Origin of the sequence: Desulfovibrio mangrovi (genome assembly GCF_026230175.1) — a bacterium.
GTDB classification, from domain to species: Bacteria; Desulfobacterota; Desulfovibrionia; order Desulfovibrionales; family Desulfovibrionaceae; genus Halodesulfovibrio; species Halodesulfovibrio mangrovi.
Genome location: NZ_CP104208.1, coordinates 3,087,941 through 3,102,418, shown reverse-complemented (window position 1 = coordinate 3,102,418; position 14,478 = coordinate 3,087,941). Strand labels below are relative to the sequence as shown.

Annotated in this window: 11 protein-coding genes; 6 read left to right on the top strand and 5 right to left on the bottom strand. The window is 56.7% G+C overall.

Annotated elements, in window-relative coordinates; all coding sequences use genetic code 11:
* Nucleotides 1-419 precede the first annotated feature (419 nt).
* From N1030_RS13905 to rsgA, 3 genes are all read left to right on the top strand, one after another.
* Entirely contained in the window at nt 420-692 is a 273-nt protein-coding gene (locus tag N1030_RS13905) for a CD3324 family protein (RefSeq protein ID WP_265826077.1), read from the top strand.
* A gap of 112 nt (nt 693-804) precedes the next feature.
* Entirely contained in the window at nt 805-1,515 is a 711-nt protein-coding gene (locus tag N1030_RS13900) for an SAM-dependent methyltransferase (protein WP_265826076.1), read from the top strand.
* A gap of 156 nt (nt 1,516-1,671) precedes the next feature.
* On the top strand, nt 1,672-2,742 hold the full coding sequence (gene rsgA, locus N1030_RS13895) for a ribosome small subunit-dependent GTPase A (protein ID WP_265826075.1): 1,071 nt from the start codon (nt 1,672-1,674) through the stop codon (nt 2,740-2,742).
* A 24-nt stretch (nt 2,743-2,766) separates the two neighbouring features.
* Here rsgA and N1030_RS13890 read toward each other — a convergent pair whose 3' ends face one another.
* A complete protein-coding gene (locus N1030_RS13890) occupies nt 2,767-5,484 on the bottom strand; it encodes an ABC transporter substrate binding protein (RefSeq protein WP_265826074.1) in 2,718 nt (905 codons plus the stop codon).
* A 233-nt stretch (nt 5,485-5,717) separates the two neighbouring features.
* Here N1030_RS13890 and thpR point away from each other — a divergent pair, with 233 nt between their 5' ends.
* Nucleotides 5,718-6,311 carry an RNA 2',3'-cyclic phosphodiesterase gene (thpR, locus tag N1030_RS13885; protein ID WP_265826073.1) on the top strand — a complete coding sequence of 198 codons (594 nt, stop codon included), beginning with the start codon at nt 5,718-5,720 and terminating at the stop codon, nt 6,309-6,311.
* Between the two features lie 143 nt (nt 6,312-6,454).
* On the opposite strand, the gene N1030_RS13880 is transcribed toward thpR, so the two are convergent.
* On the bottom strand, nt 6,455-8,044 hold the full coding sequence (locus N1030_RS13880; protein WP_265826072.1) for a putative bifunctional diguanylate cyclase/phosphodiesterase: 1,590 nt from the start codon (nt 8,042-8,044) through the stop codon (nt 6,455-6,457).
* A gap of 301 nt (nt 8,045-8,345) precedes the next feature.
* Between N1030_RS13880 and N1030_RS13875 the strand changes: the two genes are divergently transcribed.
* Nucleotides 8,346-9,005: a nitrite/sulfite reductase domain-containing protein gene (locus N1030_RS13875; protein WP_265826071.1), complete on the top strand. Its 660-nt coding sequence runs from the start codon at nt 8,346-8,348 to the stop codon at nt 9,003-9,005.
* A gap of 127 nt (nt 9,006-9,132) precedes the next feature.
* Here N1030_RS13875 and N1030_RS13870 read toward each other — a convergent pair whose 3' ends face one another.
* Complete coding sequence (locus N1030_RS13870) at nt 9,133-9,534, bottom strand: cupin domain-containing protein (RefSeq protein WP_265826070.1); 402 nt, start codon at nt 9,532-9,534, stop codon at nt 9,133-9,135.
* A gap of 28 nt (nt 9,535-9,562) precedes the next feature.
* A complete protein-coding gene (locus N1030_RS13865; RefSeq protein ID WP_265826069.1) occupies nt 9,563-10,750 on the bottom strand; it encodes an iron-containing alcohol dehydrogenase in 1,188 nt (395 codons plus the stop codon).
* A gap of 174 nt (nt 10,751-10,924) precedes the next feature.
* Here N1030_RS13865 and N1030_RS13860 point away from each other — a divergent pair, with 174 nt between their 5' ends.
* Nucleotides 10,925-11,803, top strand: a complete 879-nt coding sequence (locus N1030_RS13860) for an AraC family transcriptional regulator (RefSeq protein ID WP_265826068.1) — start codon at nt 10,925-10,927, stop codon at nt 11,801-11,803.
* Nucleotides 11,804-12,019: 216 nt separating this feature from the next.
* Here the strand turns inward: N1030_RS13860 and katG are convergent, their stop codons facing one another.
* A complete protein-coding gene (gene katG, locus N1030_RS13855) occupies nt 12,020-14,215 on the bottom strand; it encodes a catalase/peroxidase HPI (RefSeq protein WP_265826067.1) in 2,196 nt (731 codons plus the stop codon).
* Nucleotides 14,216-14,478: the final 263 nt, after the last annotated feature.

Genomic DNA, 14,478 nt, shown 5'->3' with positions numbered 1-14,478 from the left:
CAACCATACAACAACCTTTCATTATTGATTATAAAACAGACAAGCACACTCATCGATATGTCCGGCACAAGTCGCCTGACGGCTTTGACAAAGAGAATACGTGCTTCATGCGCAACCGAAACAGACCCCAACAGCTTATTAATATATATCAGCTATATTTTACATCGCACCATCTATCATTTGGAGACCGCCATCCCGCAGCCAATGCCACCCGGATCCGCCTCGCCGTAAGCACTCATTGACACTCCCCCCGCATCCCGTGTAACCGCAAAAGCATATTGATCAACTTCAACAAGGATATTGGATGCGTAGTTCTCTGGATTCTGTTCGTTATGCATAGCAAGGGCTATTGCATAACCACGTAGAACATTACGGCAATAGCCCTTGCTCGATCCTGATTTCACATTAGGAGGAGCATAATGGGCTACAGAAATGCACATTCGGTGCTACCGCAGCATTTGCTGGCCGCCATACAGCAATATATCGACGGCGAATGCCTCTACATCCCCCGCAAGGAAGAACACAGAAAGCAGTGGGGAGAATGCACCCGAAGCAGGCAGCGGCTTCTGGAAAGAAACCGCGAGATTGCGGCCAGACGCAAGGCGGGATGCCCTGTGTCCGCACTGGCGGAGGAATACTTCTTATCCGCCAAGGCCGTGTACAAAATACTCTCTGTCATGAACAATGACTAACGCTGAAGCGCCCCGGAACTGCCGGGGCGCTTTTTCGTTTCATACACGAAGAGTGGAATGCCTCCGGCGGCTATCCCCTGTATGTGTGCTGAAACACCAAGGAGGCAACACAATGCACACACCTTTTACAGACAACTACAACAAGGCGTTCCTGCTTGAAACCATGATGGGCCCCAACGCCATGCGCGTGGCGGAAGAACTGACCGCATACCTCCCCATCAGGGAGGGGATGCGCATTCTGGATCTGGGATGCGGCATGGGGATATCATCCATCCTGCTGGCAGAGAAATTCGGCGCAACGGTCTTTGCCGCTGACCTGTGGGTCTCGCCGTCCGACAACCATGGCCGGTTTGAGGCGCTGGGACTTTCGCAGAACATCATTCCGGTTTCTGTCGATGCCACCAAGGGTCTGCCGTTTGCGCACGGCTACTTTGACATGATCATCTCGGTGGATTCCTACAACTACTTCGGCTGCAATGACACCATGCTGCCGTACCTGATGCAGTTCCTGAAGAAGGGCGGGCACATGGCCGTTGCCGTATGCGGCGTGAAGGAAGGCTATTCCTGCGACAGGATTCCGAAGGACATGCAGCCTTATGTACAACCGGACATGAACTTCCATCCCTTGTCATGGTGGCGCCAGTTGTGGTCGCAGGAGCCCAATCTGTGCCTGCAGCATTGCCGTGAAATGGATTGCCTACAGCAAAGCTGGAGCGAATGGCTGCAGAGCCCCAATCCTTATGCACAGCGGGATATTCCCATGATGGAAGCAGAAGGCGGAAAGTTCTTCGCGCTGGTTCAGATTACCGGCCAGAAGGCCTGATGTCATTACTGGACTGCTGATGACGTTGTTCACGATGCAGCAGGTGCAGTCGCTGAAAACAACAGTCAGCAGCGTATGGCATATGGTGTGACATACGTTGCTGACCGTTGCGGAAAGCCGACGAACAATATGTCGTGACGATAGGAAGAGAATACTATGCTTGATTACTTGGGATATGATGCATGGTTTGCAGCCAGAGAGCCGCAAGAGGCCATTGCGGACTGGGAAGCGGCCCGCGTAACCGCTGTGGACCGCGGCGCATGCCGCATCCGCAACAGGGCCGGAGAGGTGCTGGCGGAATTGGCAGGACGATTTGCCTACCGTGCAGAATGCGCTTCCGACCTGCCCTGCGTGGGGGACTGGGTGATGGCGGGGTACTATGACAACGGCACCTCAGCCATTATCCATGACGTGCTGCCGAGAAAGACATGGCTGCGGCGTAAAGCAGCCGGAGCCGGGCACAGTGAGCAGATGATTGCGGCCAATGTGGATACCGCGTTCATCGTGCAATCATGTCATGCGGATTTCAATCCCAACCGGCTTGAGCGCTATCTCTCCATGGTGGCGGAAGGAGGCGTTGAAGCGGTCATCGTTCTGACGAAAACGGATCTGGTCACGCGCGCGGAGCTTGAACGGCAGTTTTCCCTTGTGCGCTCGATCACCGGCGTGGACGCTGTCGGCATAAGCGTCCTGACAGGCGAGGGGATGCATGACCTTACGAGCCTGCTGTCGGCAGGCAGAACCTATTGTCTTCTGGGGTCCTCCGGTGTGGGCAAGACGAGCCTTGTGAACCGCCTGCTGGGCAAGGAGGCCTTTGCCGTCCGGACGGTAAGCGGTACCGGAGAGGGAACGCACACCACAACCCGCAGGCATCTGGTGGTGCTGGATGCCGGTGCCATGATCATAGATTCCCCGGGCATGCGGGAGTTGGGCATGCTTGGCGCGCAGAACTCGATGGATGTAACCGGCGAAGGCGGTTCCGGCTTTACATCCATTCAGGCCCTCGCGCAGAAATGTCGTTATGCTGACTGCAGGCACGGACAGGAGCCGGACTGTGCCGTCAGGGCTGCGTTGGAGCGGGGAGAATTGTCTACAGAGAGATATGAAAACTACCTCAAGCTGAGGAGTGAGTCGGAATTTCATGCCATGTCAGGACTGGAGAAACGAAAAAAGGACAGGGCGTTCGGCAAGCTTGTGCGCAGCACAAAGAAGACATTGAGGAAGTGAACCCCACTGCGACAGAGATGAAGCCTATTCGCCTGCCCCCTGTAAACTCTGCGCCGCATGCGACACAGGCAGCGTGATGCGGAAGGTAGCTCCTTCCCCTTTTGTGGAAAGAACCTGAATGCTGCCGTGATGGTTCTCCGTGACAATGAAGTAGGAAACGGAAAGCCCGAGGCCGGTTCCCATATTGGTAGGCTTGGTGGTGAAGAACGGCTCAAACACGCGCTTGCTTGTTTCTTCATCCATGCCGGGACCGTTGTCACAGATTTCAATGAGCACACTATCGCCAAGACTTCTGGTTCGCAGGATGATTTCAGGTTTTCTATCCGCCGACTCCATGGCCATGGCCTCGGCAGCATTCTTCATCAGATTGAGGAACACCTGCTCGATTTCGGTACGGCAGCAGTTCACCAGCGGCAACGAGCTGTCAAACTCCCTGACGATGCTGATCTTGCGGAAATCGATACCCTTGCGCAGGTCATAATCAGATGAAACCAGTTCAACACAGTCTTCCAGCAACCCGTTTATCTCATGGGGTTCAAAATGGGTTCCCGTCCTACGCGAGAAATCCAGCATGTTAGCGACAATGCGGGCAGCGCGGGTGGCCGATTCCCAGGCGCCTTCCAGCATACGCGTGATCATGCGCTCTTCCATGTAACGATGCATGGTTTCCAGACTGCAATCCAGCCGTTCGGCGACCTCACGGTTGGCCGGCAGATCAGGAGAAAACCGCCGCTGCACATTCTGCAACCCCTGAATAATGCCGCCAAGAGGATTGTTGATCTCATGGGCCATGCCTGCGGCAAGGCCGCCAACGGACATCATTTTTTCCGTCTGGATCATCATGTCTTCTATGCGGACGCGCTCCGTCACGTCGTCCACCCGTAAGACCGCAGCCTGCGCAGACTGTCCCGCCAGCGGAAATATGGTAATGTTCTCCCACAGGGTCCGCCCCGCATCAAAGCGTTTCACCTTCAGCCGTTCTGCCGGTTGGCCGCTATCAATGACCTTGCGGATATTGCCCATTTCTTTAGCCAGTCGTGGAAACACGTCACTCAAGTGCTTACCCTGAGCCTTGTCCGAGGAACGTCCCGTCTGTTGTTCCGTCCACTTGTTCCACTGCAGCACGAACCCCTCCCGCGTCACCGCCACAAGTATGGAAGGCATGGAATCTATGATCAATTGCAGCATGCGTTGCAGGCCTTCAAGACGATCCTGCGCCTCCATGCGCTCCGAAATGTCACGAACCGAAGCAATGAGGAGCGGGGCTTGCCCCTGATAAGACGGCAGTGTGCGCAAAGACACTTCCACAGGAAATGTGCTGCCGTCCTTTCTTATGTTGCGGGTCTGTATCACAACGGCTTCCATGGACGCGGCAATGTGTCTCTGCATATCATCCAGCAGTTCCTGAGTATTGTAGACGGTATTGAGATCCTCAGGCTTCTTGGTGAGCAGTTCCTCCCGCGTATAGCCGAGAGAGGCACAGGCCGTGACATTGACATCCACAATGCTTCTGGTTTCGGCATCAAAGAGTACAATGCTGTCACCGGCATGGTCGAGGGCATGGCGGAAGCGCTGCTGCATACGCTCTGCCTGCTCCCGCAGACGCATGCTCGACAGCAAGGCGATAATGGTGATGCAAAGAGTGATGATAAGGCACAGCACAAGCCAGGTCTGATACCTGTACGTCTCGTACAGGGAGAAGGGCTTATTGAGAACTACAGCCCCCTCCGGCAGATGGGCTTCGGGAATACCGTGACGCACGAGCCCTTTGTAATCGAAGATGAATCGGTTCGCTTCGGGACTCTGCATGGGGGGAATGCTGTCCGGCCTTTCGCCCTTGAGAACTCGCATGGCGTATTGGGCCATCAGTTGTCCCTGATGATAGCCGCTGATGACCTTGCCGCCGATGATCCCGCCGCGGATGTTGAAATCCAGCAGACAATAGACCGGCACCCTGGCCGCTCCGGCAAGCGCCTCTCCAACGGTTTCATACGTCAGGGAAAGCCCGTCCCGGTCGGAAAAATAGACGCCGAGCAGCACCACGGTCTCCTGCGGCAGCGACATGAGCTGCGCTTTCAGTTCAGCCAGACTCAGGTTCCGGTTGTAGGTGAACTTGACCGGAAGGTGCAACGGCTCAAGCTCCTTGCGGATGCTCTGTTCCCAGGCGCGCCCGGTCTTGAGATAGTCGTTGATGATGAAGATTTCCTTGGTGTCCGGATGCAGGCGCAGAATGAGCTTTACGGTTTCGCCCGGAGAAATCACCTCGGCTACTCCCGTGAAACCTGAAAGCCCTTTGAGCATTTCAGGAGAGAAGTCGTTCACGCCGCAGAACACCACAGGCACCCCGGGGAACAATTCGTTTCTGTATGCGCGCAGAAAGTCGAAGGCGTTATTGTCCGAACAGAGAATGAGGCTGATCTGCGTGCTGCGGTATTTGGCTCGGAGCGTTTCCCTGAAGGCGGTGTAATACTCCTCGGAATGATACCGCTTGGTGTCCATGTTTTCGATGTGCAGAACGAGGTTATTCTCTTCCGGAGCAAGCGTTTCGTTCGCCGCATTGGTAAGATTGGCAACCCATGACATAAGCTGGTCATAGGAGTTGATGAGCAATACATGGCGGGGAGGCGCTTCCTGCAAGCCTGCAACCGCAGGTGCAGAACACTCTGCAGCTGTGGTCGCGAACAATGTCGCAATCAGCACAAGAGACATTGCCAGAGGCTTGAGTAGCTGTCGTCGTACCATATTCCGCTCTTTGTGTAGCATGAAGGAAATTTTGCTGAGATAGTAGCGTACCATCGCGAAAGAGCAAGGCAATTATAACAGACGGTTTCAAAGCGATGCATCACTGCCTGCCGTAGCATTCGGTTACGATTGATGCCGCAGAGTTCCTTAGCAAAGCCATAGAGGGTATTATGCTGGCACGGCACCACTCTTGCCGTGTGTTAGTATCGATATCGGAAGAAAAGGAAGAAACGATGTCGCAATCAATGCCGAGGACCACGCTCCGCCTGTTCGTGGCGATTGAACTGCCCGAGGTCGTCAAGACCAGCCTGAAGACCCTGCAGGAGGAGCCGCCCCGCGCGCGCTGGGCAACGCCTGACAACCTCCACCTGACCCTGCGCTTCATCGGAGAAGTGACATTGGACCAGGCTGAAGGGATTCGCCGGCAGCTGCGAAGCGTTCGCTTCAAGCCATTTCCGCTCCGGATGCACAAGGTCGGGTACTTCTTCAGAAAGCCGCAGGCCGTACTCTGGGCTGGCATGGAAGCATCCGACCCCTTGCAGAACTTGAAGAATGACATAGACGACGCCTTGCGACAGGCCGCGTTGACAGTAACGACCGAATACTTTGTCCCCCACATCACCCTGGGCCGCATGAAGCATGCGGAAAAAGCCGAACTGAAGGCCTTTGCCGCCAGGCACGCAACGTGGACCGCCCCCGCATTCACGGTGACGGGGTTCATACTCTTCAGCAGCGTACTGAACGCCAAAGGAGCAACGCACAATGCGGTGGAACGGTATGGGGAAAACAGAAGCCCGAATCCCGATGATGCAGTCCTGAACGAATGAAGACCGCACATGCGGAAAAGAGCTGGCAGCCGGACTGATTGCAACCGGTGCATAGAGAAGGGACAGAAGAAACTGCCCATGTCGAGGAAAGGTGGGGAGAGACCCGAACATCCTGTTACAGGCAAACGGGATGGACAGAAAAGCTAGGAATGCAACGTCTTATCCATGTGATTGCCAAGCCATTCTTCGGCGTCCTGCTGACACAATGGAGGCGAATAAAGGTAGCCCTGAATCCGGTAGCACCCGTGGCGCTTCAGAAAATCCCTCTGCTCCTCGGTTTCAACCCCCTCCGCAACGACCCCGATCCCCAGACTGCCGGCAAGACCGATAATGGATTGCACAAGCGTTTCCGCGCCCTGACCGGACACGGAGAGATCCTTGATAAAACTGCGATCGATCTTCAGCGCGCGAATCGGCAACATGCGCAGGTAGCTGAGTGAAGAGTATCCTGTGCCGAAGTCATCCAGAGAGAACTCCACACCCTTGTTTTTCAACTGCCGTATCACTTCCACCGCGCTGTCGATGTTCTGGAGCAGGGCCGTTTCGGTAATCTCCATGGTCAGATACGATGCCGGAAAAGAGGTTTCTTCGAGAGTCTGCAGCACCTGCTTCACGATATTCTCACGCCCCAGAAGCATGGCAGAAGCGTTCACGGACATTCTGACCTGCATGCCGCGAGCATGCCAGTCCGCACCTGTCCGGCATGCCTGCTTCAGTGCCCACAGGTCCATCTGAACGATCAGCCCGGTCTCTTCAGCAAGGGGAATGAACTCCATGGGCGGGCACAGTCTGCCATCCTTCTTCTGCCACCGCACAAGCGCCTCAACGCCAAAGGCCTTTTCTCTGGAAATGTCCATCTGCGGCTGAAAATGCAGAACAAACTCATTATGAACCAGCGCTTCCCGCAGCTCGGACTCCAGCTGCAGCTTCTGCTGGGCCGCCCCGACCATTTCCCCGGAAAAAACCGCACAGGTGTTCTTGCCGCGATCCTTGGCATTATACATTGCCAAATCGGCATTCTTGATAAGCTCATCAACGCTCGCGCCGTCTCTGGGACAAAAGGAGACACCTACAGTAAGCCCCAGACGTATCTCCTGATCTCGCACAACAACAGGCTTTGTGAATGCGCGTATTGCGTTTCTGGCCTCTTCAACCACCTCATCAAACGACTTGGCATCGTCGATGATAACGGCAAATTCATCACCGCCGAAGCGTGCGACAAAGGCGCTTTCCCGTATTGATCGGATTATCTTGCCTGATGCGGCCACCAGAAGCTCGTCGCCGAACCTGTGGCCATAGCTGTCGTTGACCCGCTTGAACCTGTCTATATCCAGCATCATCAGGCCGACGATGCTTCCGGATTGTTTTGCATCATCAATCGCAATGTTCAAACGCGATTCCAGCTGTCTTCTGTTTGGCAACTGCGTAAGCACATCCTTCAGGGCCATCTTTTCCAGCTGCACATTGGCGGACAGCAGTTCCCTGAAAATTCGTACGGTAATATCGGCAGTTGCCAGAACAAAACACGCCCCGAAGAACAGAATGGGAACAATGATCAGGTCGTATGAAACATCGATTTCAAGAAACACCGTCACGACAAACGTCGAGTACCCCAAAAGAAAGAACGCGATAAGCGCTATGAGGGAACGTATTCTCTTCGTCGCAGCCTGATAGATTGCGTGCTGTATTCCGCGTACAGACTTCAACAGACCGGAATATCGAAAGATACTCACAAGCAGTATCACTATGCCCACACAGATAGCTGCCGGGAATAGCAAAGAAAATACGTTGTGTGAGGTGCTCATACTACATGCTATTAACCATTCCGATTATCGTCAACCAACATAATCGAAGGGAACAAGACCTGACGCCTCCGCCCCTTGGCTGCCTTCCCCCGCGCCTACCTGCCGAGATTCCCGGTACGCATCCGGTCATGACACCCTGAAGTAAAAAGTGCTGGTCTTCACCTCGGCATAGTCCTATTTTGCCCCCTCAGCCGGTGCGCCTGCATCGACTTCATTTCCAGGAGACATCATGCACAATACCACAACCGAATCTGTCATTGTCATGCCTGTTGAGCGCAAGGACGACACCTATGCCCTGCGCCTCTGCCTCAATCAGGGGCTCATGACCCCGGGCATGCTTCGCCGCGTTTTAGAGGTCATTGAGAAGTACAACCTGCCCTCCCTGCGCGCCACCACCGGTCAGCGCATGAATCTGGAAGGCATTCCCACCGACAAGCTGGATGAAATCTGCGACGCCCTCGGCACCCGTGTTGAAAAGTGCGCCCCCGGCGCCACGGTCTGCCCGGGCAAAGGCATCTGTAAATACGGCATTCAGGAAACCGCCGATCTGGGCAACGCGATCGTTGCTCTGGTCAAGAAGAACGGCCCCTATCCGTTCAAGATCAAGAGCGGCGTTTCCGGCTGCAAGATGAGCTGCGGCCTGAGCTACGTCCGCGACATCGGCCTTGTTGCCACGGCAAAGGGCTGGGACGTACTCTTTGGCGGCTGCGCAACCCGCAACGCCGCCCCCGGCGTGCTTATCGGCGAAAGCGTCAGTGCCGACGAGGCGCTCAAGCTGCTGGAAAAAGCCCTGATCTTCTACCGCGAGAACGGCAAGAAACGTGAGCGCACCGCCGCAACCGTGGCCCGACTGGGCAAGGAAGCCCTGCTGGCTGCCGTAAAGGCCTAAGCCACTCTCACATGCATGCCAAAGGCCGGATGGATCGCATGATCCATCCGGCCTTTTCATATGCTCTGGGAAGCCCCGGCAAGACCGGCGGCTCCGGACGCAGGGCCTGTCACATCAGGTTTGGCGTTCAGGCAAGTGCGTCATATATGTCGTCGGACACCGGCTCAAGCCACGTTGCCGGACCTTTTTCAGGGTGGATTTCGATGGCGATATGGGAAAACCAGCTATCCTTGGCTGCGCCGTGCCAGTGCTTGGCGTGGGCCGGAATCTGCACCACATCGCCGGGCCGCAGTTCACGGGCAGGCTGGCCCCACTCCTGATAATACCCGCGACCGTTCGTCACAAGCAACACCTGCCCGCCCATATGCTCGTGCCAACTGTTCCGGCAGCCGGGCTCAAAGGTCACATTGGCTACGGGCAGATCGGACCCGAGGGGAATCAGCATATTGAGCCAGACGGCCCCGCTGAAGTTATCGTTAATGAACTCTTCGCCCATCGGGAAGAGAGGCGCTTCAGGTATCCGGGACATAGACATTTCCTCCGTACTTCGCCGCCAGCTACAGGGCGGCCTTGAACACGCTGACCATATCATCAATGCTCATGGGCGGACGGGCAGGCAGCCTGCCGTTGCCGTCATTCATGATTGCAACGGTATCCTTGGCATAAGTCTCGAACAGTTCGTCGCCGATACCCAGTTCGGAGAAGCGGGTCGGGCATCCGATGGAACGCAGAAAGGTCTCAAAGAGATCAATGCCCTGCAGCGCGCAATCAAGATCATCGGCGGAGCGGGCCTTCAGCCCGAACACGCGTTCGGCAAACTGCACAAACTTGGCCGGTTCCGCCTTGGCGGCAAAGCGCATCCATGCCGGATTGATGATCGAAAGCCCCGCCGCATGCGTGATGTCGTGATACGCGGAAACCGTGTGTTCCATCATATGCACGGGATACGCGCCGTTGGTGCCCACGTTGACCCAGCCCACAAGCGCCACAAGCGCGGCCCACTGAATCTGGGTGCGTGCCTCAAGATCGTTCCCGTCAGCCACGGCCTTGGGACCCCACTCAAGCGCCGTGAGGATAACGCCCTCTGCGAAACGGTCCTGAAGGGGCGTGGTACCGCTGCCATTGAAATATGCCTCGGTCACATGGGTGATAAGATCACATACGCCGTATGCGGTCTGGTCTACGGGCACGCTCACGGTCAGTTCAGGGTCCACCACCGCAACTTTCGGATAGAGTGCCGGAGCCATGACAAAGGATTTCACCGTGGTCTTCTCATTGGTGATAACCGCGCCGCAGTTGGCTTCCGAACCGGTGGCCGCCAGCGTGGGAACCGTAATGACAGGCAGAGCCTGTGTGGGCACATGCACATGTTCCTGCCCATGCATAATCATATCCCACGGGTCGCCATCATACAGTGCCGCTGCGGCAATAACCTTGGAGGCGTCCATAACGCTGCCGCCGCCAAGGGCGATAACCATATCGCAGCCTTCCTTGCGGGCAATGTCCGCTCCACGGACAACGGAAGAAATGCGCGGATTGGGCTCTATGCCCGTGCATTCCACATAGGAAACGCCCGCAGCCTTCAGGCTTTCCACGGCCCTGTCGAACACGCCGCCTCGCTTGACGCTGCCGCCGCCGGTGACAAGCAGGGCCTTCTTGCCATATTCGCCTGCTGCCTCGCCAAGACGTGCAAGCACGCCTGCACCAAATAGTATCCGGGTAGGATTCTGAAATTCAAAGTTCATGATGTTCTCCTTTCGTGTCTTCTGACGTACCCTCGTTTGTAAGGAGTTCGTGCGCCCCCTTGAACACCCATTTCTCTCTAAACCTTGCCCAATCCTCCACGCAGTTCGATCTTCTGTTGAATAATAACGGAGAATGGTGTCCATACTATTCCGTAACGAACGGAGGCTATGCATATGTCCGCTCTTGTGGAACTGGTTAGGGATATGGCGACGGTGGACGGCGGTGCCGTGGAGTCACCGCTGGCCGGAGTGTATTTTTTCAAGGACACCAAGCATGTCCGCCGCAGACCGATCTTGTACAATCCTGGAATCTGCATTGTGGTTTCAGGCCACAAGATCGCACATCTGGGCGAGCAGTCCTTCCGCTATGATGCGAACAACTATCTGGTCACGTCCGTGACCATGCCCTTTGAGTGCGAATCGCATCCCAGCGAAGAAGAACCGCTGCTGGGCGTGTTCATAGACATAGACATGCTGCAGCTGAACGACCTGATCAGCCAGATGGACCTGCCGGACAATCTTGTCCTGCCGGAGAGCGGCAGCTATCCGCTTGCCCTCGGCCCCTCCGTGATGGACGAAGACATGCGGGACGCCACGGTCAAGCTGCTCAAGGCACTACGCTCGGAACAGGAAACCCGGATTCTGGCCCCGGGGCTGATACGGGAAATCTACTACAGAGTGCTCTGCGGCACGCAGGCCCCGCTGCTGTATTCCCTTGCCAAGGGCAGCGGCAACTTCTCGCAGGTGGCCCGTGTGATCAGCATGATGGAGGGCAACTACTCTGCAAAGCTTGACGTGCAGCAACTGGCAGACTCCGCCCATATGAGTGTTTCCGCCTTCCACAAGGCATTCAAGGAGATTACGGCCGACTCTCCCCTGCAATATCTCAAGAAGATCAGACTGGCCCGCGCCAAGGACCTGATCGTGCAGCGAAAGCTGAAGGCCTACCTCGCTGCCGATGAAGTGGGCTACGAAAGCCCTTCACAGTTCAGCCGCGAGTTCAAGCGCTACTTCGGACAAAGCCCCGCCGAGGTTATTCGGGAACTGCGCTAAGCCCAACCGGAGAAGAGCCGGAAGAGGGACATTCCGGCCTGCCCCCCCACGTGCGGAAGCCCGATGAAACCGGATGTACGGGATTGCCCACGTCCCCCCCCTGTCCCCCCTGAAACGGGCAGGCGTTCGAGGAAGGCCGATACACACAAACGCCGGATGGAGCGCAGGCACCATCCGGCGAAGTGTATTGCAGTAATGCACAAACGAGGGGGCCGGTTATCCGGCAAGGTCGAAGCGATCGAGCTCCATGACCTTGGTCCATGCCGCCACGAAATCAGTCACGAATTTCTCGCCGGAATCCCCGCAGCCATAGACTTCCGCTATGGCACGCAGCTGCGAGTTGGCACCGAACACAAGGTCTACGCGGCTGGCGGTCCACCTTAGTTCTCCAGTGGCACGGTCTCGCCCTTCAAAGACCTCCGCATCTGCGGCGGAAGGTGCCCACTTCATGCGCATGTCCAGCAGGTTCACGAAGAAGTCGTTGCTCAGCACTTCCGGTCGACGGGTAAACACCCCGTTACGGGATTGCCCGACGTTGGCACCAAGAACACGCATACCGCCGATGAGCACGGTCATCTCCGGTGCGGTCAGGGTCAGCAGCTGCGCCTTGTCCACCAGCAGCTCTTCCGCCGTTACCGAATATTTCGCCTTCTGATAGTTGCGGAAGCCGTCTGCGGCCGGTTCAAGCACGGCAAACGACGCCGTATCCGTCTGTTCCTGCAGGGCATCCATTCGCCCCGGCCTGAACGGAACCGTCACAGGATAGCCAGCGTCCTTCGCCGCTTTTTCCACCGCTGCACAACCGCCCAGAACAATCAGGTCGGCCATGGAGACTTTCTTTCCGTCAGTACGGGAGCTGTTGAACTCCTTCCGTATCCCCTCAAGGACCGTAAGCGCCGTCTTCAGTTGCGCAGGTTCATTCACCTGCCAGTCCTTTTGCGGTGCAAGACGAATGCGTGCACCGTTGGCGCCGCCGCGCATATCCGAGCCGCGGAATGTGGAGGCAGAGGCCCACGCCGTGGCGACCAGACGGGATACGGACAACCCCGAAGCCAGAATGCGGGCCTTGAGGTCGGTCGCATCCTTGCCGTCTATCAGGGGGTGATCAATAGCGGGAATGGGGTCCTGCCAGAGAAGGGCTTCCTTGGGGACCATACCACCGAGATAGCGCGAACGCGGGCCCATATCGCGATGGGTCAGCTTGAACCACGCACGGGCAAAGGCGTTGGCAAATTCCTCCGGATTTTGCAGATAGCGGCGCGCAATGGGTTCGTAGACGGGATCGAAACGCAGGGAGAGGTCCGCCGTGGTCATCATGGGGCGGTGTTTCTTCGAGGGATCGTGGGCATCCACCACCATATCCTCGTCTTCCACGTCCTTTGCCAGCCACTGGTGTGCGCCCGCCGGACTCTTCACCAGCTCCCATTCGTATTTGAACAGCACCTTGAGGTACCCCATGTCCCACCGGGTCGGACGGGGCTTCCACGCCCCCTCGATGCCGCTGGATATGGTATGAATGCCCTTGCCGCTGCCGAACGAGCTCTTCCAGCCGAGCCCCTGCTGTTCAAGGGGAGCGCCTTCGGGCTCCGGCCCGACATGCGAGGGACTGCCGGCACCGTGACATTTGCCGAAGGTATGCCCTCCCGCAACCAGCGCCACGGTCTCTTCATCGTTCATGGCCATACGTGCGAAGGTTTCGCGCACATCACGGCCGGAGGCCACGGGGTCGGGATTACCGTTGGGGCCCTCGGGGTTCACATAGATCAGCCCCATCTGCACGGCGGCAAGGGGGTTATCCAACTGCCGTTCGCCCTTGTAGCGGCTGTCGCCCAGCCACGTATCTTCCGCGCCCCAGTAGATATCCTGCTCCGGCTCCCACACATCCACTCGCCCGCCTGCAAAGCCGAAGGGCTTGAGGCCCATGGATTCAATGGCGCAGGTGCCAGCAAACACCAGCAGGTCTGCCCAGGATATTTTCTTCCCGTATTTCTGTTTGATGGGCCAGAGCAGTCTGCGGGCCTTGTCGAGATTGACGTTATCCGGCCAGCTGTTGAGCGGTGCCAGACGCTGGCTGCCGGTACCCGCTCCCCCGCGTCCGTCACCTACGCGGTATGTGCCCGCACTGTGCCACGCCATGCGGATGAACAACGGGCCGTAATGCCCGTAGTCTGCCGGCCACCAGTCCTGCGAGGAGGTCATGAGCGCCATCAGGTCCTTTTTCAGGGCCTCAAGATCAAGCGTTTTGAACTCCTTGGCGTAGTCGTATTCCTTCCCCATGGGGTTGGACTTGCACGAATGCTGGTGCAGGATGTTGAGATTCAGTTGGTTCGGCCACCAATCGCGGTTGGTAGTGCCGCCGCCAGCCACCTGTCTGTTGCGCCCTGTAACAGGACACCCGCCATGCTCAGCCATGCCTTGCCTCCGTGAAATATGCGCCTTCGGCCAGATATGCCCGCCGCTTGCGGCGCGGATAAACGGTTTTACCCCTGATCAGGTCAAGGGCTGTAGCCATTACAAACAACTCATCCTCTTCTGACTCTTTCCAAAATTACCAGCCCCGCACAGGTCAGACCATTATTTGCAAAAGAAAAAGCGGTCAGGTCGTCTTCCGCGTCACAAACAAAAAAGCGGTCAGGCTAAACAAGCCTGACCGCTTTCTACGAATCGTGTTGCCG